Origin of the sequence: Kocuria rosea, from assembly GCF_023715525.1 — a bacterium.
Lineage (GTDB): Bacteria > Actinomycetota > Actinomycetes > Actinomycetales > Micrococcaceae > Kocuria > Kocuria rosea_A.
Genome location: NZ_JAMBOG010000005.1, coordinates 27935 through 50192, shown reverse-complemented (window position 1 = coordinate 50192; position 22258 = coordinate 27935). Strand labels below are relative to the sequence as shown.

23 protein-coding genes and 1 pseudogene are annotated in these 22258 nt (G+C 72.3%); 5 read left to right on the top strand and 19 right to left on the bottom strand.

The genetic code is table 11. From position 1 onward, the window contains the following. Nucleotides 1–145: 145 nt before the first annotated feature. Nucleotides 146–802: an IclR family transcriptional regulator gene (locus M3185_RS04870; protein ID WP_251332547.1), complete on the bottom strand. Its 657-nt coding sequence runs from the start codon at nucleotides 800–802 to the stop codon at nucleotides 146–148. A gap of 303 nt (nucleotides 803–1105) precedes the next feature. Here M3185_RS04870 and M3185_RS04865 point away from each other — a divergent pair, with 303 nt between their 5' ends. Both M3185_RS04865 and M3185_RS04860 read left to right on the top strand, forming a co-directional pair. Continuing rightward, nucleotides 1106–2212 (top strand): isocitrate/isopropylmalate dehydrogenase family protein, encoded by a 1107-nt coding sequence (locus M3185_RS04865; protein WP_251332546.1) that lies wholly within the window; start codon nucleotides 1106–1108, stop codon nucleotides 2210–2212. A gap of 83 nt (nucleotides 2213–2295) precedes the next feature. Continuing rightward, nucleotides 2296–3297 (top strand): 2-hydroxyacid dehydrogenase, encoded by a 1002-nt coding sequence (locus tag M3185_RS04860; protein ID WP_251332545.1) that lies wholly within the window; start codon nucleotides 2296–2298, stop codon nucleotides 3295–3297. A gap of 285 nt (nucleotides 3298–3582) precedes the next feature. On the opposite strand, the gene M3185_RS04855 is transcribed toward M3185_RS04860, so the two are convergent. Together M3185_RS04855 and M3185_RS04850 are read right to left on the bottom strand one after the other, a co-directional pair. Continuing rightward, nucleotides 3583–4593 (bottom strand): nitronate monooxygenase, encoded by a 1011-nt coding sequence (locus tag M3185_RS04855; protein ID WP_251332544.1) that lies wholly within the window; start codon nucleotides 4591–4593, stop codon nucleotides 3583–3585. Nucleotides 4594–4742: 149 nt separating this feature from the next. Then, a complete protein-coding gene (locus M3185_RS04850) occupies nucleotides 4743–5594 on the bottom strand; it encodes a LysR family transcriptional regulator (RefSeq protein ID WP_251332690.1) in 852 nt (283 codons plus the stop codon). Nucleotides 5595–5703: 109 nt separating this feature from the next. Between M3185_RS04850 and M3185_RS04845 the strand changes: the two genes are divergently transcribed. Beyond that, nucleotides 5704–6876, top strand: coding sequence for a YbfB/YjiJ family MFS transporter (locus M3185_RS04845; protein ID WP_251332543.1), 1173 nt, complete (start codon nucleotides 5704–5706; stop codon nucleotides 6874–6876). Nucleotides 6877–7538: 662 nt separating this feature from the next. Here M3185_RS04845 and M3185_RS04840 read toward each other — a convergent pair. From M3185_RS04840 to M3185_RS04795, 10 genes are all read right to left on the bottom strand, one after another. Next, nucleotides 7539–7691 carry a hypothetical protein gene (locus M3185_RS04840; RefSeq protein ID WP_251332542.1) on the bottom strand — a complete coding sequence of 51 codons (153 nt, stop codon included), beginning with the start codon at nucleotides 7689–7691 and terminating at the stop codon, nucleotides 7539–7541. A 394-nt stretch (nucleotides 7692–8085) separates the two neighbouring features. Further along, entirely contained in the window at nucleotides 8086–8295 is a 210-nt protein-coding gene (locus M3185_RS04835) for a hypothetical protein (RefSeq protein ID WP_251332541.1), read from the bottom strand. A gap of 126 nt (nucleotides 8296–8421) precedes the next feature. Further along, entirely contained in the window at nucleotides 8422–8880 is a 459-nt protein-coding gene (locus M3185_RS04830) for a DUF4383 domain-containing protein (RefSeq protein ID WP_251332540.1), read from the bottom strand. Nucleotides 8881–9708: 828 nt separating this feature from the next. Then, a complete protein-coding gene (locus tag M3185_RS04825) occupies nucleotides 9709–10176 on the bottom strand; it encodes a DUF4383 domain-containing protein (RefSeq protein ID WP_251332539.1) in 468 nt (155 codons plus the stop codon). 548 nt (nucleotides 10177–10724) lie between these two features. Beyond that, a complete protein-coding gene (locus tag M3185_RS04820) occupies nucleotides 10725–11144 on the bottom strand; it encodes a hypothetical protein (protein WP_251332538.1) in 420 nt (139 codons plus the stop codon). Between the two features lie 219 nt (nucleotides 11145–11363). After that, nucleotides 11364–12131, bottom strand: coding sequence for an ANTAR domain-containing protein (locus tag M3185_RS04815; protein ID WP_251332537.1), 768 nt, complete (start codon nucleotides 12129–12131; stop codon nucleotides 11364–11366). Then, nucleotides 12128–12469: a hypothetical protein gene (locus M3185_RS04810; RefSeq protein ID WP_251332536.1), complete on the bottom strand. Its 342-nt coding sequence runs from the start codon at nucleotides 12467–12469 to the stop codon at nucleotides 12128–12130. The genes M3185_RS04815 and M3185_RS04810 overlap by 4 nt, the downstream gene beginning before the upstream one ends. Before the next feature lie 51 nt (nucleotides 12470–12520). Next, nucleotides 12521–13102, bottom strand: coding sequence for a DUF421 domain-containing protein (locus M3185_RS04805; protein WP_251332535.1), 582 nt, complete (start codon nucleotides 13100–13102; stop codon nucleotides 12521–12523). 610 nt (nucleotides 13103–13712) lie between these two features. Then, complete coding sequence (locus tag M3185_RS04800) at nucleotides 13713–14447, bottom strand: GAF and ANTAR domain-containing protein (RefSeq protein WP_251332534.1); 735 nt, start codon at nucleotides 14445–14447, stop codon at nucleotides 13713–13715. Between the two features lie 276 nt (nucleotides 14448–14723). Beyond that, a complete protein-coding gene (locus M3185_RS04795; RefSeq protein WP_251332533.1) occupies nucleotides 14724–15458 on the bottom strand; it encodes an ANTAR domain-containing protein in 735 nt (244 codons plus the stop codon). Nucleotides 15459–15664: 206 nt separating this feature from the next. On the opposite strand from M3185_RS04795, the gene M3185_RS04790 reads away from it, so the two are divergent. Next, nucleotides 15665–16768 (top strand): IS110 family transposase, encoded by a 1104-nt coding sequence (locus M3185_RS04790; protein ID WP_445298420.1) that lies wholly within the window; start codon nucleotides 15665–15667, stop codon nucleotides 16766–16768. A 407-nt stretch (nucleotides 16769–17175) separates the two neighbouring features. After that, nucleotides 17176–18137, top strand: a pseudogene (locus M3185_RS04785) (IS481 family transposase). Here M3185_RS04785 and M3185_RS04780 read toward each other — a convergent pair. The 6 genes from M3185_RS04780 to M3185_RS17505 all read right to left on the bottom strand — a co-directional run bounded on the left by M3185_RS04780 (nucleotide 18134) and on the right by M3185_RS17505 (nucleotide 22235). Next, complete coding sequence (locus M3185_RS04780) at nucleotides 18134–18511, bottom strand: hypothetical protein (protein WP_374238466.1); 378 nt, start codon at nucleotides 18509–18511, stop codon at nucleotides 18134–18136. The pseudogene M3185_RS04785 and the gene M3185_RS04780 overlap by 4 nt on opposite strands. Next, the gene (locus tag M3185_RS04775; RefSeq protein ID WP_251332531.1) at nucleotides 18508–19254 is read right to left on the bottom strand and encodes a GAF and ANTAR domain-containing protein; all 747 of its coding nucleotides are present in this window, start codon (nucleotides 19252–19254) and stop codon (nucleotides 18508–18510) included. Before M3185_RS04775 ends, M3185_RS04780 begins: the two co-directional genes overlap by 4 nt. Before the next feature lie 192 nt (nucleotides 19255–19446). Then, the gene (locus M3185_RS04770) at nucleotides 19447–19746 is read right to left on the bottom strand and encodes a DUF4193 family protein (protein WP_251332530.1); all 300 of its coding nucleotides are present in this window, start codon (nucleotides 19744–19746) and stop codon (nucleotides 19447–19449) included. Between the two features lie 184 nt (nucleotides 19747–19930). Continuing rightward, a complete protein-coding gene (locus tag M3185_RS04765) occupies nucleotides 19931–20560 on the bottom strand; it encodes an NAD(P)-dependent oxidoreductase (protein WP_251332529.1) in 630 nt (209 codons plus the stop codon). 502 nt (nucleotides 20561–21062) lie between these two features. After that, nucleotides 21063–21425, bottom strand: a complete 363-nt coding sequence (locus tag M3185_RS04760; RefSeq protein ID WP_251332528.1) for a hypothetical protein — start codon at nucleotides 21423–21425, stop codon at nucleotides 21063–21065. A 57-nt stretch (nucleotides 21426–21482) separates the two neighbouring features. Then, nucleotides 21483–22235, bottom strand: coding sequence for a winged helix-turn-helix domain-containing protein (locus M3185_RS17505; RefSeq protein WP_374238465.1), 753 nt, complete (start codon nucleotides 22233–22235; stop codon nucleotides 21483–21485). Between the last annotated feature and the right edge of the window lie 23 nt (nucleotides 22236–22258).

The following is a 22258-nucleotide window of genomic DNA, read 5'->3' as shown; positions in this document are numbered from 1 at the left end:
TCCACAGTCGGTCCTCCTGGACCCCTCAACTTCTCACACAGTGGGAAGTGGGTGCCTTTTGGCGGGAAGACGGTAGCAAGTGACCCAGGACACACACAACCCCCTCGGCGAGTTTTCCGAGGAGGATGGTGTTGAAGGGCCGGTGTCAGACCTGGCGCAGCTGCAACTCCTCGCCCACGCGCCGTGCGGCCTCGGCCACGGCGGCGCCGAAGTCGGTCCCCGGGGATACCCGCACCCGGGCCAGGGGCATGGCCAGGCACACGGTGGCGACGATCCTCTCGTGCAGCAGCACGGGTGCGCTGACCGAACCCAGCCCGGGGGTGCGCAGGCCCACGGACTCCACCCACCCGTGCCGTGCCACCTCGCCCAGGGCCTCCGGCTCCTCGGCCAGCAGGCGACCGCTGGACCCGGCCGGCAGGGGGAGGCGTGAACCCTGGGGCAGGGCCACCCGCAGCTCCTGGGTGCTGTCGAGACTCAACGTGCAGACGCGCTCGTCCGCCCGGCGCACCCACAGCTGGACCGTTTCCCCGGTGGCGGTGCGCAGCTGGTCCAGAACGGGCGTGGCGGCGGCCTCCATGGCGGTGCGCACGAAACGCTGGCCGAGCCGGAAGTCCCCGCTCTCGGTGCGGCGCAGGAACCCGTACTCGACCATCGACAGGGCCAGGCGGTGCGCCGTGGACACCGACAGGCCCGTGCGGCGGGCCAGTTCACTGGCCGAGACCGCGGCGCGGTCCACGGCGTCGAGGATTGCGGCCACGCGCTCGAGGGTGCGGTTGCTGCTGGAGGACTCGGGAGAGGACATGACTTCAGCGTAGGGCTCGGTCACCGACCGGGCCCGCGCCCGCAGCCCGGGGGGCAGCACCTGACGGGACTCGACGCCCTCCTTCGCGCCGAGACGTACGTCTCGCCTCCGTGACGGCGGACGGCCAGGCCTCGCCCCTACGACCCGTGGTCGCCCGGTTGACGTGCGCATGGAAACGGCCTCGTTGCAGCCCCTTGTGGGCCGAGTCACCTCCTGCTATGGTCCTCCCGCTTCACAGAAACTGTTTCCTACCAGGTGGGAACAGTGTGGGGAGCCCCTGGTGAATAGCAAGGCAGGAGAGCCATGACTGACTACGACATTGCTGTGATCCCCGGTGACGGCATCGGGCCCGAGGTCGTCGACGCCGCCCTGGCCGTCCTGAGGGAGTGCGGGGCGCGCTGCGGGCTGGAGCTGGACTACACGTCCTACGACTTCAGCGCGGACCTGTACCGGCGCACCGGACGGAAGATCACCGCCGCCGACATGGACGAGATCGGTGAGGCCGATGCCGTGCTGTTCGGCGCCATGGGCCTGCCCGACGTGCGCGGGCCGGAAGGTCTGGAACTGGGCGCCCAGGTCGAGATGCGCGCCCACTACGGGCTCTTCGCCAGCCTCCGGCCGGTCCGGCTCTTCCCCGGGGTCGAGAACCCGGTGACGGCGAAGAACATCGACATGCTCGTCATCCGGGAGACGACCGAAGGGATGTTCGCGGGCCTGGCCGATGAGCACGAGCCCAGCGACGAGTCCGCCAGTGACCGCATGACGATCACCCGGGCCACCTGCGAGAAGCTCTTCGACCTCGCCTTCGCCCAGGCCCGAGCACGCCGCAAGCGGGGCACGCCGGGGCACGTGACGCTGCTGCACAAGTCCAACGCCCTGCGCAGCAACGTGCTGATGGAGAAGGTCTTCGACGAGGTCGCCGCGAGAAACCCCGACGTCGGCAGCGCCAAGTACTACATCGACGCCGGATCGATGTACCTGGTCACCGACCCGGAACGGTTCGACGTGGTCGTCTCGGAGAACATCTTCGGCGACATCGTCTCGGAGATCGCCGCCGGCCTCGTCGGCGGGCTGGGCGTGGCGCCCTCGGCCGACGTCAGCCCGACCCACGGCGTGTTCCAGCCCTCCCACGGCAGCGCCCCCGACATCGCCGGGAAGGGGATCGCCAACCCGATCGCGATGATCCTCTCGGCCGCGATGATGCTGGAGTGGCTGGGCGAACGCCACGGGGACGACCGGTGCACCCGGGCAGCGCAGAGCATCCAGGCCGCCGTCGAGGCCGCACTGGCCACCGGCCCCCGGGCCCGCGACCTGGGCGGGACGGCAGGCACCCAGGACGTGGTGGAGGCGGTCCTCGGAGCCCTGCCCGCGCAGCTGGAGAACCCAGCTCTCGCCGCGACCGACAGCTGATCCCGCGCCGATGCGCCCGTGCTTGCTCGGACGGATCGACGTGCCGCAACCGACAGGCATCGACCCATGAAAGGTACGCACCCATGACGTACAAAGTGCTGTACATCAACCCGCTGAAGGACTACATCGACCGTCTGGTGGACTCCACCCCGGAGGGCTTCGAGGTGACGGTGATGCCGCCGGAGACGGACGTGGCGCAGCTGTGCCGTGAGGCCGCCGACGCCGATTTCATCATCTCGGGCATCGACGTGCCCGAAGAGGTGTTCCGGGCGGCCAAGAACGTGCAGTTCATCCAGTACATGAGCTCCGGCTACGGGCAGCTCCCGGTGAGTGTCCTGGACGACCTGGGTGTTCCGGTGGCCCAGATGAAGACCCACTCCATCTCCGTCGCCGAGCACGCGCTCACGCTGATGCTCACGGTGCTGCGGCGGATCCCGGCCTCCGTGCAGCTGCTGCGCGAGGGGAAATGGCGCCAGGACCTGGACGAGACCTCCTACTCGGAGCTCTACGGCAAGACGGTCGGGATCGTCGGACTGGGCAACATCGGACGCTGGGTCGGCAGGATCGTCCACCACGGCTTCGGCGCCGACGTGGTCTTCTACGACCACGCGGAGATCCCGCTGACCGTCTCCGAGCTCATCCCGGCCCGTCCCGTCGCGCTGGCGGAGCTCATGGCGATCTCCGACATCGTCTGCGTGAGCCTGCCGCTGAACAAGGACTCGGACCGGCTGATCGGGCGCGAGGAACTGGCCCTGATGAAGCCCAGCGGCGTTCTCGTCAACGTCGGCCGCGGTGAAGTCATCGACGAGGCCGCGCTCATCGACTGCCTGCGCGCAGGGCGCATCGCCGGGGCCGGGCTCGATGTCTACGAGAACGAGCCGCTGGACACCGCCAGCGAGCTGCTGGAGCTGGAGCAGGTGGTGTGCACCCCGCACATGGCCGGTGTGGGCTGGGAGAACGTCCAGCGCAGGATCGCGACCGTGTGGCAGAACGTCGATGCCGTCCTGCGCGGCGACATCCCCCGCGGGGTCGTCACGGCGACCAAGACGGCGGTGCCCCGGCAGACCTCGGGGCTGGCCGTCTGATACCCGGTCCCAGCCCGACCGGCGACGAAGTCCTCCACACTCGTGGGGGCCGCCCGGATGCCTCGTGCCGCCGCGGCGTGGGCGGACGGGCACCCGGCATCGCCCCTCCACCACGACGGCGTCGCGGGACCCGGTGCGGTGGCCGGCCGTGCGGGCCGGCAGGGGTGTTTCCGGCTTCGCCGAGGGGTCCGGCGGAGCGCTCGCCGCAGGACGCGCCCCCGGAGCGGGCGGGCTCGTGGGCCGTCGGGTGTCCTGCCCGAGGAGGGCGACAGGCACGCCGCTTCTTCAGGGGGTCAGCGCGTCCACGACCGTGGCGGCGGGTCCGCCGTGGATGGCGGGGAAGCCGGTGCCGGCCCACAGGTGGGCGGTGTCCGCATCATGCTGGGCGACCGCGGCCGCCCGTACCGGTGCGGTGAGGTGGTGCAGGTGCGGGTACCCGACGGGGGCGCCGGGGTGGGCGGTGATGAACCGGTTGGTCAGTCCCCGGGCCAGCCGCCCGGTGAACGCCCGGGTCGGGGTGGTGCTGGTGAAGCGGCCACCGGTCAGGGCTTCCCGGTGGAGGGCGTTGGTGCCGGCCTCGTCGGCCAGCAGCAGGGCGGTGCCGACCTGGGCGGCGACCGCCCCGCGGCTCAGCAGGCCCGCCACCTCGCCGGCCGTGGCGATCCCGCCGCCGGCGACCACGGGCAGGCCGGTGCCGGCGACGATCTCCTCGACCGTGGACCCCAGGGGCGCCTGGGTCGGGGTGGCGCTCTGGTCGAAGGTGGCCCGGTGGCCCCCGGCGCCCGGGCCCTGGACGGACAGGGCGCGTGCGCCGCGGGCCTCGGCGATCCGGGCCTCGGCGGCGGTGGTGACGGTGACCATGGTGGTGATCCCCGCCGCCGTCAGCCGGCCCAGGACGTCGGCGTCGGGGCAGGCGAAGGTGAAGGAGACGACCTCGGGCTGCAGGTCCAGGACGACCTCCAGCTTGCCCGCCCACCCGTCGTCGTCCCACCGCGGGGTGCCCAGCGTCACGCCCAGCCGCTGCGCCTCGGGCTCCAGCGCCACCCGGTAGGCCTGAAGCGCTGCCGGGTCGGGCTCGACGGGTTCGACCACGAACAGATTGACGCCCACCGGGGCGCTGGTCAGCTCGCGCGCCCGCTGGATCTGGGCGGCCAGCTGACCGGCGCTCTTGTATCCGGCGGCCAGGAACCCCAGGCCCCCCGCCGCACTCACCGCCGCCGCCAGCTCCGGGGTGGAGGGTCCGCCGGCCATCGGCACCCCCACGATCGGGGACTCCAGGGATCGGGGCTCGAACATGGGTGGCCTCCTCGGGTCCGGGTCGCATCACAGCGGAGACATCCCGCCGATGCGAAGTGCCTTCAGGCTAGAAGCGGGAGGGGCGGGCGGGAAAATGCCGGGCAGTCATCACCCATGTCTGTCACACATGGACGAGAGGGGTGGGCAGGTCATGCCGGGGAGGGCTTCTGCGGGCGGGCGGCGTGCAGGAACTCCTCGCGGATCCCGCGCGGCAGCCGGGGCGCCAGGGCCAGGCGCACGGTCACCGGTGGGGCGCCCTCCAGCGGGATGAAGCGCAGCTCCGGGTGGGTGTTGCGGTGCTCGGCGATGTCCGGGACGATCCCGATGCCCACCCCGGCGGCCACGGACTCGATCCACTCGTCGTAGTTGGCCGTTCGCACCACGGTCAGCGAGGTCGCCTCCGGCCACAGGGAGGGCTGGGTGGTGCCGGTGGCGGTGTTGATCACCAGCGGCCACTCCGGCACCTGGTTCCACGCCAGGCCGGTGGCCCGGGCCAGGGGGGAGCGGCGGGAGCAGGCCACCACCCGCGGCTCGTCGAACAGCGCCACGCTCTCGAGCTCCGCATCGGGCTGACCGGAGCGGATCACGACCGCCTCGACCTCGCCCCGCTGCAGCGCCGTCGCCGGATGGTCGCACCGCACGAAGGCGACCGGCATCCCCGTGGCCTCGGTGAAGCGCGCCGCGGTCTCCTGTGCCCACGGGGAGGGCAGCAGCCAGCTAAACCCCAGGCGGAACACCGCGCTTCCGCGCGCGGCCTGCACCGCAGCCTCCAGGTCAGCCAGCAGCCGCTGTGCGCTGACGTGGAACTCCCGTCCGGGACCGGTCAGCTCGAAGGTCCGCGACGTGCGGGCGATCAGCCGCACCCCCAGGGCGGCCTCCAGCTGCTGGATCGTGCGGGTGAGTGCCGGCTGGGTGATATGCAGCTCGGCGGCCGCGTGCGTGAAGGACTCCTCTTCGGCCACCGCGACGAAGGCCCGCAGGTGCCGCAGCTCCACATCCATGCTGCCCAAGCATAGATGGTGCGGAACAGGCATTGTACGGACGCCGATCCCGACTCCTAGCCTCGGAGGAGGCCGAGCCGATCCGGCCCCCAGGAGAGGACACCGCATCATGCTGCAGAAGCCCCCGAGCGTCCGGGCCGTCGTCGTGCCGGGGGCCGCGGCGATGGCGATGGCCATGGGCGTGGGCCGGTTCGGCTTCACCCCGATCCTGCCGCTGATGCAGGACCAGGCCGGGCTGGCCCCGGACCAGGGGGCGCAGCTGGCCACCGCCAACTACCTGGGCTACCTGCTGGGGGCCGTGCTGGCCCTTGTGCGGCCGGCCACCACCACCTCGGCCCCGGCGTTCCGGGCCGCGCTGGTGGCCCAGGTCGTCGCCCTGGTCACCATGGCCACCACCACCTCGGTACCGGTCTGGGCCCTGGCGCGGTGGTGCTCGGGGGTCGTCAGCGCCCTGGTGTTCATCGCCGTGGCCGGTGCCGTGGCCGCTCGCCTGTCCTGTCGGGGGTCGAGCGGCGGCGGGTGGGTCTACGGCGGCATCGGCGGCGGCATCGCCGTGTCCGGCGTGCTCGTGCTCGTCCTGGAAAGCGCTGGGACGTGGACCACCGCCTGGTGGGCCTGCGCCACCACCGCCGCCGCCTTGGGCGCGGTGGCCTGGACCCTGCCGGTGAGCCACCCCCGGGCTCCCGCCCCGACCCGGGCCTCGGAGACCGGGCCTGGTTCCTCGGCTCGGCCGCGCCCGGGGACCCGGGACTCCTTCGTGGCGCTGGTGGTCAGCTACTTCCTCGAAGGCACCGGCTACATCATCGCCGGGACCTTCCTCGTCGCCGCCATCCGCGCCACCACCCCGGGATGGGTCGGCAGCAGCGCCTGGGTGCTCGTAGGACTCGCCGCCCTGCCCTCCGCCGCGGTCTACGCCCGCCTGGCCCGAACCTTCCCACCGGCCACGGTGCTGCGCACCACCCTGCTCGTCCAGTCCGTGGGCATGCTCCTGCCCGCGGTATTCACCGGCAGCGGCGCGGCCCTGCTCGCCGGGGTGATCTTCGGGGGGACCTTCCTGGGCATCGTCTCCCTGGGCATGGGCGCCGGGGCCCGCATGGGCGTCCCCCGCTCGGGCGCCATCCTGACCATCGCCTTCAGCCTCGGACAGATCCTCGGGCCGCTGGTCGCCGCACCGCTGATCCGCCACGGATATGCCCCCGCTCTGGTGCTCGGGGCCATCGTCGTGGCCCTGGCGGCCGTCCCCACCCTGCTCATCCGCCTCGCCGCACCCCCGACCCGCTGACCCGCTCCCTTCGCGCCCGACGGGCAGGGCTGCGCACCTCCGAGGTCGGTGGCCCACGCCCCGAGGCGTTCCACGCCCGGAGCGGTGCAGCAGAGGGTCCCGACGCCACGTTGTGGCCCCGACGGGTGAACTCGCCACGGCCGGGCAGGGAAAGCGTTCTCCGAGGCCGGACGTGGCGGCTCTGGAGGCGCGCCACGGCGCGTCGCGGCCGGCAGGCAGCGGGTGGCTGGTCCAGGCCGGGGCGGTGCTGTGGTCGCGCGACCGCCACCCGGCACGCGGACTGGCGTTCGGCGGCCTGGCCGTGCCGGACCGGCCGGCCACCGGGGTGGTGGCATCCATCGTGGAGCCGCTCCACCCGCGACCCCGACCTGCTCGGGCAGTTGCACGGGACGGGCCCGCACAGCGTTCCCGGCGCCCACGCATCCCTCGCCGCGGGGGCGGGCGGACCGCCCGGCTCGGGCCGTCCGCCGGGCGCGAGGCCCCGGCGGCCGCACCCCGGTGCCCGCGGACTGGCTCAGCCCTCGAACAGTCGGCAGGAGCCGGACACCCGTTGCCCGGACGCAACGCCCCGTGAGGCCGTGCGGGGGCCAGGTCATGCTCGGACACCACCGGTCGTGGCCAGGCTCCACCGCGGCCGCGGTCACGGGACGGGTCCTCCCTGCTCAGGCCGGGGACCACCCGGGGACCCGCAGGTGGTGGATCATCCGGGCCGGCGCGGGGGGATGATCGGGCAGCTCGTCGGGCAGGAGGATCTTCACCGGGCCGGCCCCGCCCATGGACTCGTCGTGGTCCACCGCCCAGCGCAGCAGGTCCACCCCGACGACCTCCACGTGCTCGGCGGCGGTGAGGTCGACGGTGAGGTCGACGGTGACGGTGACCGGCGGGCTCAGGGTCCGGGCGGATCGCCCTCGCCCACGGACACCGACCGCGCACCGGGAAGGATCCTCGCACCCGCACCGTCCCTCGACCGGGGGCCGTGCGGTCAGGCGCCGGGCTCGCCGACCGGATAAGGTCCGACCGTTGTCCTCACGCACGAGGTCGCTCTCGATCGGTGCCGCGCGGGCGAGACAAGCACGGCTACGCTGCCCGACCGCGGTGAAGCCCGGATCGAGGGCGCCGGAGCCGCAACGAAGACCGTGCGGGCCGGGGGTCCGGGGTTCGTCGGTCCCCGGACCCCCGGCCCGCACGGTGGCTCAGGCGGTCGTCCGCTCAGGCGTCGTCGGCGGCCCCGCCGCGGGCGGGGTCGCTGCCCTCCGCGCTGCCGGGCGAGCCCACGTCCTGGTCCTCCGGCGCGCCCTCGGCCTGGGAGGGCCTGTTGCCGGCCGGTTCGACGGCGGGCTCCACCTGCTCGTCGCCGGGATTGCCCTCGGCCTGGGAGGGCTTGTTGTCAGCCGGGTCGGGGATGTCGGTGTCGGTCATGGCACTCCTTTCGCGCCGCCGGACGGCGGTGTGTCGGTCACGCTACACGTGCTGCTCCTGCTGCGGCACCGCCCGGCGGGGTGGACGCGCAGGGGGATGGACAGGCCTGGGGGTCGGAGGGCGGGGTCAGCGGCGGGCGCCGGTCCGGTCGTGGGTGTCGCGGCCGATGAAGGACAGCCCCACCATGGTCGCGCCCAGGAACAGGTGCAGCCAGTCGTCGGCGGTGTTCAGGGGCACGAAGTTGGCCTGGGACTCCTGGCCCACGAGCAGCCCATAGATCCACAGCACGATGTAGACGACCCCGCCCCACAGCAGGTACTTCCGCGCGGCCGGGGCCGAGCGGGCCATGGCGATCCCGGCCAGACCGTAGAGCAGGTGGACGACGTTGTGCAGGACGGAGACCTGGAACAGGCCCATGAGCATGGCCTCGGAGTGGTGGCCGGCGAACTGCAGGGTGTCGTAGTTGGTGGTGATGCCGGGGATGAACCCGGCCAGGCCCACGAGCACGAACACGGCGCCGTAGAGCAGGGCGGCCGTCTGGACGGGCGAACGGCGGGCGGAGGTCCGGTTGGCGGGAGCAGTCATGATGTTTCCTCGTGTCGGTCGTGGTGGACATGGCCCCGGGACGGGAACCACCGGTTTACGGACGAATCCGGAAAGCATGCTTACTTCTTCCAGCCTACGGGGTCGAGGGGACGACGCCAACCGGAGTCGATCCTCGACCCGTAGGGCTGGTCGGCCCCTGGGTTTCGTGTGCCGACGACGCCGGGCATCAATACCCCTGCCGACATGAGGGGATCGGATGTCGTCCTGCCACGCCGGTGCTGACGGACCGCGCCGGCCGGGCCCAGGGCGCCGAGTCCGCAACGCGTGGCCCGGACGCGTGGCCCGCCCACATCAACGAATCGTCCGGATGGGCCTGCCGACGCTCGAGGGAAGCCCCCCGGGGGCTTGTGGCAGGCCGTGCCCGTGTGCCTACCGTGGGTCATGAACACGAACACGCGAGTGATCGCCGCGACCACCGCCGCCATCGCAGGGCTCTTGCTGGCCGGATGCGACAACACCGAAACAGAGGAAGCCCCGGAGGCTCCCGCCGAGACCAGCGCCCCCTGGGCGAGTCCACCAGTGAAGGCGCCGGTGACGGCCCCGACAACGAGACCGGTGGCGTGGGCGAGGGCGACGGAGCCGATGGCCCCGACAACGAGACCGGTGGCGTGGGAGACGGCGACCTGGGCGAGGAGGAGGGCGCCGGCTGAGACGATCCCGCCACCGGGCCGCGCGCCGACCACGGGTCCACAGCCCTGCCTGGCCGGTGGGCGGCGGTCGGTGCCGCGTGGCGCTGTGCCGGCAGCAGATCTCCCCGCGCATCCCGTCGGCCGGGGGTCCTCGGTCTCGAGGAGGGTGCGGAGAGGGTCAGTGCGTGCGGCCGGTGGAGGCCGTCGGGGGTGCGGTGTCACGGCGCAGGAAGGACAGGCCCACCATGGTGGTCCCGAGGACCAGGTGCAGCCAGTCGTCGGCGCTGTTGAACGGGACGACGTTCGCCGGCGACTCCTGTCCCACGACCAGCCCGTAGAGCCACAGCACCAGGTAGACGGCCCCGCCCCAGCGCAGGTAGGTCCGGGCCCTGCCGCCGGAGCGGGCCATGACCGCCCCGGCGATGCCGTAGAGCAGATGCACGAGGTTGTGCAGGATCGAGACCTGGAAGACGCCCATCAGCAGGGCCTGGGAGTGGTGACCGGCGAACTCCAGGGAGTCGTAGCCGGTGGTGAGACCGGGGACGAAGCCGGCCAGCCCTACGAGCAGGAAGGCGGCCCCGTGGGCCAGGGCGGCCGTTTCCAGTGCGGAGTGGTGCGTGGGGCGGGCTGCGGTGGGGGTGGTCATGGTCCGTCCTTCCGTCGGTCGCGCACCGGGGGTGAGCGGGGAGTGCCCCGGTCCGTTCCTCCTGGGCGACCTGGGGGCCGGTTCCGGGTCGGGCGGGGTCCAGGCGGTGGACCCGGTCCGGCACGCTTCGGCTGCCGGGGAGGAGGAGAGCCTGCCCGCGGGCGGTGGCTCGGTCAGGACGAATTGCACCGGTCCGGTGGGCTGCCCCGTTTCCTCGTGTGCGACCTCCCAGCACAGCAGGTCCAGCGCTGCGCTCTCCGCGGACTCGAGCGAGGTGAGGTCGATGACGACTTCGGTGTCGCTGGTGAGCGTCCGGGCGTGGTGGATCAACGGGTACAGCACGCGTTGGTTCGTCTCCGTTAGGCGCCCGGTGGCGACCAGGCGCACACGCCTGTGGTCCAGGTCGATCCGGACGAGAACCGACAGTTCAAGGTCCACGACGGAGCTCCTGGGCGCGAAAGGGGGTGTGGCCGAGGACTGGGCCCGTCCCCGGGCGCCTGAGAGCAGGACCGGGGTGGCGGTGGGCACGGGCGGGAGGGCGGTGGACATCAGGATGCCGCACGAGCTGGCACCACCTTCGGATTGTCCTCCGCAGACGAGACGCCACCGCGGATCTCGGACACCTGAGGATGCTGGAGCGCACGAGCCGATGTGGTCCGGTGACCGTGCCCCTGGGTCCCCGCCGGCCCCCGCCGGGAATCGGAAAACAGGAACTCGACCGGGCGCAGCCCGTCCGAGCCCTCGTCGTGGTCGACGGCCGCGCGCAGCAGCTCCACCCCGGTGGGCTCCACATGATGGGCCCCGGTGCAGTCCACGGTGACGTGGATGCCGGGGGTGAGGGTCCTGGCTCGGCGGATCAGCGGGTGCAAGGCCCGCTGACTGGCCTCGGTGAGGCACCCGGTGGCGAGGACTCGGATGGTTCTGCCGTCCAGGTCGACCTGGACGGTCACGGAGAGCTTGTGGGTCACAACAGCGGCTTTCTCTTCACGCGAGGATCTCGTGGCCTGCTGCTGGACCGGTGCTCCAGAATATGCGATACCGGCGTGAATGACCAGCAGGCTTACGGTACAACTGGTGGCCCTTGCAGGGGTCGCCCGGGGCTTGGCGCCGGACTGCAGACCCTGCTGAGCAGCGACGGGACCCGCGCCGGTGGCGATGACTCAGGCGCGGGCCTTGCCGCGTGCGGGTCAGGAGGCCCGGTGCAGGCGCTGAGGGCCGGTGGGCATGGGCGGCAGGCGATGGAGCTCGGTGTCGATGATCTCGCCGGCGACCTCGGCGAGATCGCGGTGGGTGTCCTGGGCCGTCGTGCACAGCAGGTCGAGCGCTTCCTCGCGGGGGAGCCCGTAGCGGGCCATCAGCACCCCGGTGGCGGTGCCGACCTCCCGGGCGGTGGCCACGGCCTGTTCCTGGTGCTGGGTCTGCCGGCGGTGGTGTCCGGCGGAGACCGCCCCGACGGCGTGGGAGGCCAGCACGGACCCGGCCCACAGGGCCGTCCCGTCGAAGGCGTCCGGGACGTCTGCGTACAGGCTCAGTCCCACGGTGGTGCCCGGGTCCTCGGGCAGGGGCAGGCGGTAGACCACCAGGCTCGCCACGTTCAGATGCTCTGCGGCGCCGGTGGTGAAGGCCGGCCAGCGGCGGTCCCGTGCCAGGTCCCCGACCAGGTGCACGGCGCCCTCCAGCAGAGGGTCCACGGCGGGGCCCTGCCCGGTGGAGTGCTGGAGAGCATCGGCGGCGGCGGCCATCGGGGCGGTGGCCACCAGGGTGCGGAACCGCCCCGGCCCGGCCACGCTCACACTGGCCCACCGGGTCCCTGCCACGTGGTGGACGGCGGCCTGGGCGATGGCGGCCACCGCCGCCCCGCCGGTGACCGCACCCAGCCGCTGGCCCAGTGAGGTCAGGACCCGGTCGATCTGCCCGGCCTGCACCGAGGGCCTGGTGCGCGGTGCCCGGCTCATGCCGCCCACCCCAGCTCCTGCACGGAACGGGCGGCTCGGGCAGGTGCGGGCCGGTGGGCGGGCAGGCCATGGGGGACGACCACCCGCACCGGGCTGGCCCCCTGCAGGCTCTCGTCGTGGTCGACGGCCCAGCGCAGCGCCTCCACCGCGGCCGCCTCCAGGTGCCCGGCGGTGGTGAGGTCGACGCTGACCGTCACCGGCGGGATCAACGTCCTCGCGCGGCGGATCAGGGGGTGCAGGACGTGCTGGTTGGCCTCGGTGAGGCAGCCGGTGACCACCAGGCGCACGTAGGCGCCGTTCAGGTCGATCTGGATCAGCACGGAGAGCTTGTGGTCCATGAGAAGCATCCTTCATCGCATGCCATCGATCTCACGGCCACCTGCTGGACCTCAGTCCACGATACGCGCGTTGCGGCTGGTGGACCAGGCATTTGCAACGTTTGCACCCCAGAACCGTGAGCCTGTGCGATCACGTCCTGGTGCTGTGCGGCGGGCGGGTCGGTGCCAGGTCTCCGAGGAGCTCCGACGGTTCTCGGTCTGGTCGTTGGTGAGGAAGCTGAGCTCGCCGCGGGGCTCCAGGTAGGCCCGCCGCACTTGGGAGGCGTCCTCGATGCCGTGGACCCGCAGCTGCGCCTCCGGCTCCTCGTCGCTGATGCACTCCCGGCGCATGGCCCGGCGGTTGAGCCGCCCATCGAGGATCAACGGCCGGGGGTGGCCCTTCAGCAGTCGAGCCAACCGCGGCCACCGGTAGGTCGCCGCGTCCATCACCACGCTCCAGCACAGGATCGTGGCCCCGGGGACCAGCCCGTCGGGCACCTTCTCCCCGTCCCCGGTGCGGCTGATCCCGGCGGCCTCTCCGACCAGGACGACGACCAGCAGGTCCGACAGGCCCAGGCCCCCGCCCTCACGCTGGCCCACGAAGCGCATCAGGACCATCAGCACGAAGAAGGTGACCGTGCCGCGGGCGAACAACTCCAGCCAGGGATGTCGGAGGTGAAGAGCGCACTCCACTCAAGCACGGGCACCGCCGCCGGAAGGCGGGAGCGAGCGCAGGCGGTCCTCGAGCGGACCGGGGAACAGGGCGGGAAGGGGGGCGGCGGGGTCCATGACGGTGTCCTCGGAGGACGAAGAGTGCACGGCCCCTGCTCGACCTGCCCTCCACCGCAGGAGGCCCCTGAGGGGCTCGGCAACCGGGGCACCGGGACCGCGCCCTACGAGGCTCTGGCCCGCCGCCCAGTGCCGAGGGAGGTGGTGGCCTCGCTGTGCGGCTGACGACGGCGGTGACTGGTTCGGCCGCCACCTCCCGCAGCGGATCTGGTGGTGGTCGCATCCCAGCCGTTCAGGACGGGGTATCGGCTCGGCCCCATGGGAACCCAGAGGGAGGGCGGCCGCAGGGGCTACCATCGGCGAGCCGACTGCTTGACTTCCCGATGACCGACCCGGCAACCAGAGCACACCCTGCCCGCTGTTCCGGACCTTGCCCCTCGGCGAATCCCTGCTGACGCACGTGAGCCCCGTCTCATGGCCGGCGGCCGGACCATGGGACGAGGCCGCGCGCTCCGGCGACGTGCCCCGTGAGTGTTCAGTTCTCGAAGTGGGTGGCGGCCGGGCCCTTGCCCACAGAGGCCACCAGCTCGGCGGCCAGGTCCCGCAGCTTGACGTTGCGGTGGTTGGAGGCGGCCTTGAGGATCTCGAAGGCCTTCTGCTGGGTGCAGCGGTTCTGGCCCATGACGATGCCCACGGCCAGGTCGATGGAGGTCCGCGAGGCCATGGCTGCCTGCAGATCCGCCTCCTTGTCACGGTGGCCGGCCAGGCGCACCGCCAGGCGCAGGGCGCTGGAGGCCAGCGCCACTTCCTGCCGGGCGGCCTCGATCTTGGCCTGGTCGTAGGCGTGGGGCTGATCGGCGTAGATGTTCAGCGCCGCCCTGGCCTCCCCGGCCAGCTCGAAGGGCACCCCGAGCACCGAGGCGACCCCGGCCGCGGCCGCGGCCTCGGTGTAGCCGGGCCACCGGTCGTCGGTGGCCACCTCCGGGACGTGGACCACGACGTGCTCCCGGGCGGCGGTCAGGCACGGCCCGTCGCCGTAGACGTACTGGATCTCGTCCAGGGCCGCGGCCCGGTCGTTGCTGGAGGCCACGGTGGCGGAGCGGCGCTCCCGCAGCAGGGTCACCGCGCACCACACCTCCTCCCCGTCGGCAGCCAGGGTGGTGGCCATCTTCTGCGTGAACTGGGTGAGGAAAGCAGTGATGTCCGGGCTGTCCAGCAGCAGCTCGTGCATCACCGAAGGGGCTGATCCGCCCGCGTGACGATCGATCATGGGTGATGTGTTCCGTGGTGGTTCAGGGCACAGCACACCGGGCGTGACAGCGCCCAGGGCCTGCGCCGGCGCAGAAGGGGTCGGTTCACCGCGCTGACACGGCCCGCTTCGACAGGGCCCGACCCCGGCAACGGGGGCAGCGATGGTGAGGCTGGGCGGCCATGACGTGCCGCCCGGCAGCCAGCTGCTTGACCACCAGGCATCAAGTCTATTCCACTGCCGCATCACACCCGGCACACGCGCGGGTGCCCCCGACGCGTGAGGGGCGGGCCTGCCTCAGGCGTCGAAGTGGGTGGTGGCTGGGCCTGCGCCGACGGTGGCGACCAGCTCGGCGGCCAGGTCGCGCAGCTTGACGTTGCGGTGGTTGGAGGCCGCCCGCAGGATCTCGAAGGCGCGCTCCTGGGGGCAGCGGTTCTGCCCCATGACGATGCCCACGGCCAGGTCGATGGTGGTCCGGGAGGCCATGGCCGCTTGCAGGTCGGTCTCGGTGTCGCGGTGGTTCTCCATCCGCACGGCCAGGCGCAGGGTCGTCGAGGTGGCGGCGACCTCGCGCTGGATCACCGCGAGGGTCGCCTCGTCGAAGGCGTGGGGGTGGTGGGCGTAGACGTTCACCCCCGCGGTGGCCTCCTCGCCCAGTTCCATGGGCACTCCCAGGGCGGAGAGGATCCCGGCCTCAGCAGCGGCTTTGCCGTATGCGGGCCAGCGGGGGTCGGTGCGGGTGTCGGCCACGTGGACCATCCGGTGCTCACGGGCCGCGGTCAGGCAGGGCCCGTCGCCGTAGTGGTACTGGAGCTCGTCCAGCGCCTCGGCGTCAGGACCGGAGGCGGCCACGGTGGTGGAGCGTCTGGCCCGCAGCAGGGTCACCGCGCACCACACCTCCTCCCCATCCTGGCTCAGAGCGGCGGCGATGGTGGTCGTGACGGCGTCGAGGAACCCGGTGATGTTCTCGCTCTCGAGCAGCAGCTCCTGCAGCAGGGGCACGGGCGGGCCGTTCGTCGCATGCTGCGTCACGGTTTTGTCCTTCGTTCTCGGTCCCCGGTTCCGGACGGTGGCGGTGGTGCCCGTGGCCGGTGCGGAGCGGGAGGCGCTAGACGGTATGTAGTGACCGCCCGGGTTCGCTGGGGGTTGCGGGCCGGGGCCTCACTCACACAGATTCGTGGGTTACCGAGCAGGGGCCGCCTGCTCGGCCTATCCGACATGTGTGGGAGGCCCCGGTGCTGACAGAGCGTACGAGCGTCGGCCTGGATGTGCACGCACGATCCGTCGCCGCAGCAGCGATTGACGGCACCACCGGCGAACTATTACAGGCCCGGCTGACCCCGGACCACGACCACATCCGCTCCTGGATCGGGGGCCTGCCCGGGCCGGTGGCGGTGGCCTACGAGGCCGGCCCGACCGGGTTCGGGCTCGCCCGGTCCTTGGAAGCAGCGGGCGTGCGGTATGTGGTCGCGGCCCCGTCAAAGCTGCAACGGCCCTCCGGAGACCGGGTCAAGACCGATGCCCGCGATGCGGTGCACTTGGCCCGGCTGCTGCGCCTGGACGAGATCACCACGGTGACGGTTCCCGGGGTGGAGCAAGAGGCCGCCCGGGACCTGGTGCGGGCCCGGAAGGACTGCCGCGGGGACCTGATGCGCGCTAGGCATCGGGTGTCGAAGCTGCTGCTGCGCCACGGCATCGTCTATTCGGGTGGGCAGGCCTGGACGGGTGCTCACCACGCGTGGCTGGCCCGCCAGCACCTGGATACCCCGGCGACCCGGGTGGCCTTCGACGCCGAGCACGAGGCCGTGCTGGCCACCCTCGCCCGCCGCGATCGGTTGGATGCGGCGATCACCGCGATGGCCGCCGACTCCCAGTTCACCCCGGTCGTGCACCGGGTGTGCTGCCTGCGCGGGATATCCACGTTGACCGGCTTCGCCCTGGCGGTCGAGATCGGTGACTGGCACCGGTTCACCGGCAACACCATCGGCGCCTTCCTCGGGCTGGTGCCCTCCGAGCACTCCTCCGGGGCGAGCAGAGCACAGGGGCCGATCACCAAGACCGGCAACACCCACGTGCGCCGGCTGCTGGTCGAGGCGGCCTGGCACCACCGGCCCGCCTACCGCATCGGGGCGACCATGCGTGCCCGCTGGGACAAGGCCCCGGCGGCGGCCCGGGCCCGCGGGGACGCCGGCAACCGCCGGCTGCACGCCCGGTGGGTGAGTTTCCTGGAACGAAAGAAGCGGCCCACCATTGCCACCGTGGCCATCGCCCGGGAGTTGGCCGGGTGGTGCTGGTCCCTGGCCGTCATGGACGAGCCGATGGACGAGGCCATGACCGGGTAGGTCAGAGCCCACAAGCTGGTCCGCCGGTGCTGCCGGGAGGCAGCGCGTGGAGCGATCCGCGAAACAACTATGAGCAGCCCCGCGGCCTCGTTGTTGCGGTGCGACGCTCGATCCTAGACAAGCGGTCCGCTCCAGCCGAACACCGTCCTGCGGTACCCAACCCGCGAATATCAGCATGACCGCGCGTCGAATTACGACACGCTCCCCGGTCACCACCGGTAGGACCACACAGAGGCGCCGTCCGGATCACTCCGGACGGCGCCTCACCCTGCCCTCTTGACAAGAATCCCCTACATATCAGGTGTATTTCCCCGGGACGTTGTGATCAGCGTGGCGTGAGCACATGAGGTGAGGACCTCCGGTATCGAAGGGGTTACCACACCTTCCTCGACCCACCGGAGGTCCTCGTGACTCACCCTAACGCCCCGCTGACACCCACCGGCAGGCTGCGCCTGGCCAAGCTGGTCGTGGACGATGGATGGCCGGTCCGGCGGGCGGCAGAGCGATTCCAGTGCGCCCCGGCCACCGCGGCGAAGTGGGCGGCCCGGTACCGGGCCGGGGAACCGATGACCGACCGGTCCTCCCGCCCGCACACCAGTCCGCACCGGACCCCGCGGCGGACCGAACGCCGGATCCTGGCTCTGCGCGCCACCCGCCAATGGGGTCCGCACCGGATCGGCTACCACCTCGGTCTGGCCCACTCCACGGTCGGGCAGGTGCTGGCCCGGCACCGGATGCCGCTGCTGGCCCATCTGGACCAAGCCACCGGCCTGCCCGTGCGCCGGGCCAAGCCGGTGCGCTACGAGCACCCCGCCCCGGGGACCTGGTGCACGTGGATGTGAAGAAACTTGGACGGATCCCCGATGGAGGCGGGCACCGGGTGCTGGGCCGGGCGGCCGGGCACCGAGACCGCCGCCATGGGGTCGGCTACGCCTACCTCCACCACGCCGTGGACGACCACTCGCGGCTGGCGTATTCGGAAATCTTGACCGATGAGCGCAAGGAGACCGCAGCCGCCTTCTGGTCCCGGGCAGCGGGTTTCTTCGCCGGTCACGGCATCACCGTGATCCGGGTGCTTACCGACAACGGCGCCTGTTACCGCTCCCACGCCTTCCGGAACGCGCTGGGGCCGGCGGTGGCGCACAAGCGCACCCGCCCCTACCGGCCCCAGACCAACGGCAAGGTTGAACGCTTCAACCGCACCCTGGCCGCCGAGTGGGCCTATGCCCGGCCCTACAGCTCAGAACAGGCCCGGGCGGCCGCCTACCAGGACTGGGTGCATCACTACAATCACCACCGACCCCACACCGGCATCGGAGGCCTCGTCCCCGCAGCCCGCGTTCACAACCTCCCGGGGAAATACAGCTAGGTCTCGGGATGGTGTGGGTCGTCGTGGTCCAGCACATCGGAGTCCTGGACGGGGGTGCTGTGCTCCTGCCGGTCGTGACCGGCGGCACGGGAGGTCTGCTCCTCCAGGAGGTCGGCGGCGGAGGGCGCCTTGGGCGGGGCCAGGTCGATGAGGATCTCGTTGGCGGCCTGGGCCAGCAGGTCCCGCTGCAGCCGCGGCAGGGTCAGGGAGTGGTGCAGGTAGGCGTCGACCTCGAACTCGCTCACGTCCCCGCCGATGCTGAAGTAGTACAGCCACAACCGGCCCCGGTCGATGCCGGCGGCGACCATCGTGGCCCGCAGACAGCGCGCCTGCTCGTAGCCCACCGCCTCGTCGTCGGCACCCATTCCTCTCACCGCCGCCCGTCCTGGTCGCGGCCCCGGTCCTGCGCGGCGACCAGGAGGTCGGCGGCGACCTCGGCCACCCGCCGGCCCTGGGCGCGGGCGGTCTCCAGCAGCGCGGTGCGGGCCGCCTCGGGACCGAGGTGGTCCCGGGCCATGAGCACCCCGGTGGCCAGCCCGACGACCCCTCGGGAGGACAGGGCCGCCTGCAAGGAGGCGCTCAGCCGCACCGGGGCGTCGCTGGTCTGGGCCGACCCGAGCAGGGTGGACACCGCGTCGGCAAACAGCCCCAGCAGCCGCTCCTGCTCCGAGCCGAGGGCTGCCGGGGTGGGGGCGTAGACCTTCAGCGCTCCCAGGGCCCGACCCCGGTGCACCAGCGGGGTGCTCAGGACCGAGCGGATCCCGGCCTCCGCCGCCGTCGTCTGCCATTGAGGCCAGCGGAGGTCCGTGGTGGTGTCCTCGATCCGCTGGGGCTCTCCGGTGGCCCAGGCGCTCAGGCACGGGCCCTGGCCCAGCTCGTACTGGGCGGCATCAGCGGCCTCCACGGCCGGGTCGGTGGCGGCGGTGGAGATCCGGGTGCCGTCCTCGTCCAGCAGCGAGACCCCAGCCCCGGTGGCGGCGGGGATCATCTGCTGGGCGGCCTGGGCGAGGTGGTGGACGGCCGAGGTGGCGTCCTGCCGGCTCAGCAGCATGCCGTGCAACTGGGCGAAGACGGCGGCCAGCTCACCGGGGGAGGACTCAGGGGATGCAGAGGACATGGGGTGCCCGGACTTCCATGGGGATGGTCGGGCTGGCGCGATGGCCGCTGCCGGCTCCGTCAGCGAAGAAAGCGTCTCGTCTCACTGACCCCCTCTTGTCCCTCAGTTTACTGTTCTTTCGGCCGCCTGGGGTCCCCGCCCGGGTCTCCTCCGCGGTCAGGAGCCTGGGGCGGCCGGAACGGTGCACGAGCATCAGCTCTCGCACTCGGTGCAGTACCGGTGGCCGTCGGTGGCGCGGGCGAGCTGGCTGCGGCGGCGGACCAGGAAGCAGGAGTCGCAGACGAACTCGTCGTCGCGTTCCGGGATGACCTGGATGGTCAGTTCTTCTGCGGACAGATCCGCCACGGGCAGGTCGACGCCCTCAACGGTGTCGTCCTCGGCGTCGTCGATGTCCGGGACCTGGAGGGTGCCCGGGGCCCGGGCGGCCTCCAGCGGCTCGTTGGCCGGCTCGTCCTCCGGGCTGGTGCGGGGGGCGTCGTAGTCGGTGACCATGGTGGTCGTCTCTCCTTGGAGTGCGCGAGGATGCGGGGATGTCCGGGGGCCCGTCCGGCCTGCGCGGGATGGGCGGAACCCGTCGGTGTGTGAGGCGTCCGTCCGTCGGTGATCGAGCGCGGTGCCGAGACGGGGGGCGCAGGGACGGGTCCCGGACGGATGCTCCTGTGCGGACCCCGTGGTCTCAGGTGCTGACGGCAGGGGCGGCGCGGAGGTGGTCGGTGTCCAAGGCCTGGGCGGCGGTGGCGGCGATGCCGGCCACGGTGGCCCTGGTGCCGACCGCGCGCCGGCCGAAGTGCCCCACGTACTCCACAGCTCGCGCGTCCCCGGTGTGCAGCTGGAGAAAGCGCACCAGCGTCCAGTCCAGCCCCGAGGCGGTGACCACCCGGGCCATCTGCGTCAACTGCTCCTGGGTCCGGGAGTGGAACCAGCTGACGTGCAGACGGTGGGCACGGACCCGGGCGGGCGCCCGTTCGTGCGGGCACAGGGGGATGGTGGGGCAGGTGTAGCCGACGTAGCGGCGGATCCCGTGGCGGTGCATCGCCCCCACGATGTGGGCGGTCGTCGTCACCGGAACGAGGGGGTGCTCCGGGCGGGTGGTGCGGGGGTCCAGGGCGTTGATTACCGCCTCGCCCGCGGCCACGGTCGCCACGTCGGTGAGCTCCCCGACCACGATCCGCACCCCGTTCCCGAAGTCCGAGGGGACCTGGTCGCGGTCCGTCAGGCAGGCGGTGACTGCGTGACCGCGGACGAGCAGGTCGGCGACCACCTGGCGCCCCAGCTCCGTGGTCGCGCCGAAGACCGTGACCCTCATCGATGGCCCACGTGCTCGTCCACGGTGCCGTGGGAGCCGACCAGACCGGTCGGGGAGGATGGATGGTTCACAGCGGCTGCCTTCTCGCACACGAGGACGTCTCGGCCTGCTGCTGGACCAGTTCTCCAGACTAGGCGCTTCCCGCACCATTGACCAGTCGGCTTAGTATTGCGCCGCAGCCCTCCCACAGGCGCCGCCGGTCGATGCGGAGCATGCTGGCCTCCGCCGAACAACTGCACAGCGGGGAAAGGAGGAAACGGCGCTGCGGGTGCTGAACCCGGTCGAGGGGATGTGGCTCCTCCGGTGCCGGGATGGTCCGGTGCGGGCCGCCAACCACCTGGCGCCCTACGCCGCGCTCCGGTGCAGCCGTGATCTGCGCCCGGGGCAGCGCCCTCCCGAGCTGCAGCCACTGAGGGCGGACCCGGTGAACCTCGGCCGGTTCACCCAGGACATCCGGGCACCCCCGGCCAGACCGGCCCGTGAGCCAGGCCTTGGGCGGTGATCAGCCGTTGAAGCCTTCCTCGGACGCGGCCCGGAGCTTGGCATCGGCGGCGCGTTCTGCGGTCTCCAGCTGTGCCTCCGTGGGCACCCCGTGCTGGTGGCCCGGGAGGAACTGTCCTCGTCGCAGGGCCGTGGCGACCTCGGGCAGCGCGACGAGCAACCCCTCAAGGCGCTGGTGGTCCAGGCTGTTCACCTCGCCGGAGGCCAGCCGGTCCTTGACGGTGGCGACCCAACGATCCAGCGACGCCGCGATCCGCAGGTGCTCCGGGTACTTCTCCGGCTGGGCCTGCAGGAGGTGCTGGAACTCGTCGTCCGTCAGCGCGAGGGCGTCGTGGTCGAATCCGTAGTCCTGGGAGGTGGCCATCTCCTCGTCCTTCCGTCGGTGCTGTGCGCCGACCCGTCGACGCCTGCCAGGACCACGCTACCGACCGTCGGCGACGCCCGTACCCACTGGACGGAGGGAAGGCCCAGTGTGACCTCCCCTCCACAAAGGGCCGTGGAGATGAGTCCCGTCGGTGCGGCCCCGGGCTGCGGAGCATTGGGCGCGGCGGAGCATGCTGAACCGAGCGGTGCAGAGGTCGGCCGGGACGGCCGGACCACTCGTTCCGTCCTCCCTGGGCCCAGCACGTGTCGGCCCCGTCGCGGCCTTCCGCCGGGCCAACGGGGGAGGCGCTCGGCTCATCCTGGGTGGGGTGGCGGTGGAGCTGCAGCCCACGTCGTGCACCGTGGTGATCAGGTGCTCGTGGTCGGCGCGCAGCCGCCGCACGTGCGCGTCCACCGTGCGGGTGCCGCCGTAGCAGTCGTGGCCCCCGACCTCGCTCAGCAGTCGGGCGCGGGCGAAGACCCGTCCGGCCCTCGGACCCGGTGGCCCCCGGCATCGGGGTGAGGGCGGGTTCCGACCCCACCCCCTCGGCCGGGAGCTGCTCCCCGTCCCGGTGTCGGGTGTGCACCGACCGGGCAGGGTCGAGCCTGCGGGCGGGGGAGATGGTGCTGTGCACCGCCTACGAGCCGGCCGGTCCGGGCGTGGTCGTGCTCGTGCGCCGCGAGGCCGACGGGCACCGCCTCGGCGCCCTCGTCCGCGGGGTGGCCGGTGAGGGCGCCGTTGGGCCCGGTGAGCTCCATGCGCAGCGCCTCTCCTCGAGGAGCAGCATCCACCGGTGGAGGACCCCGGCATGGGTGCCGCAGGCCGAGGAGGGC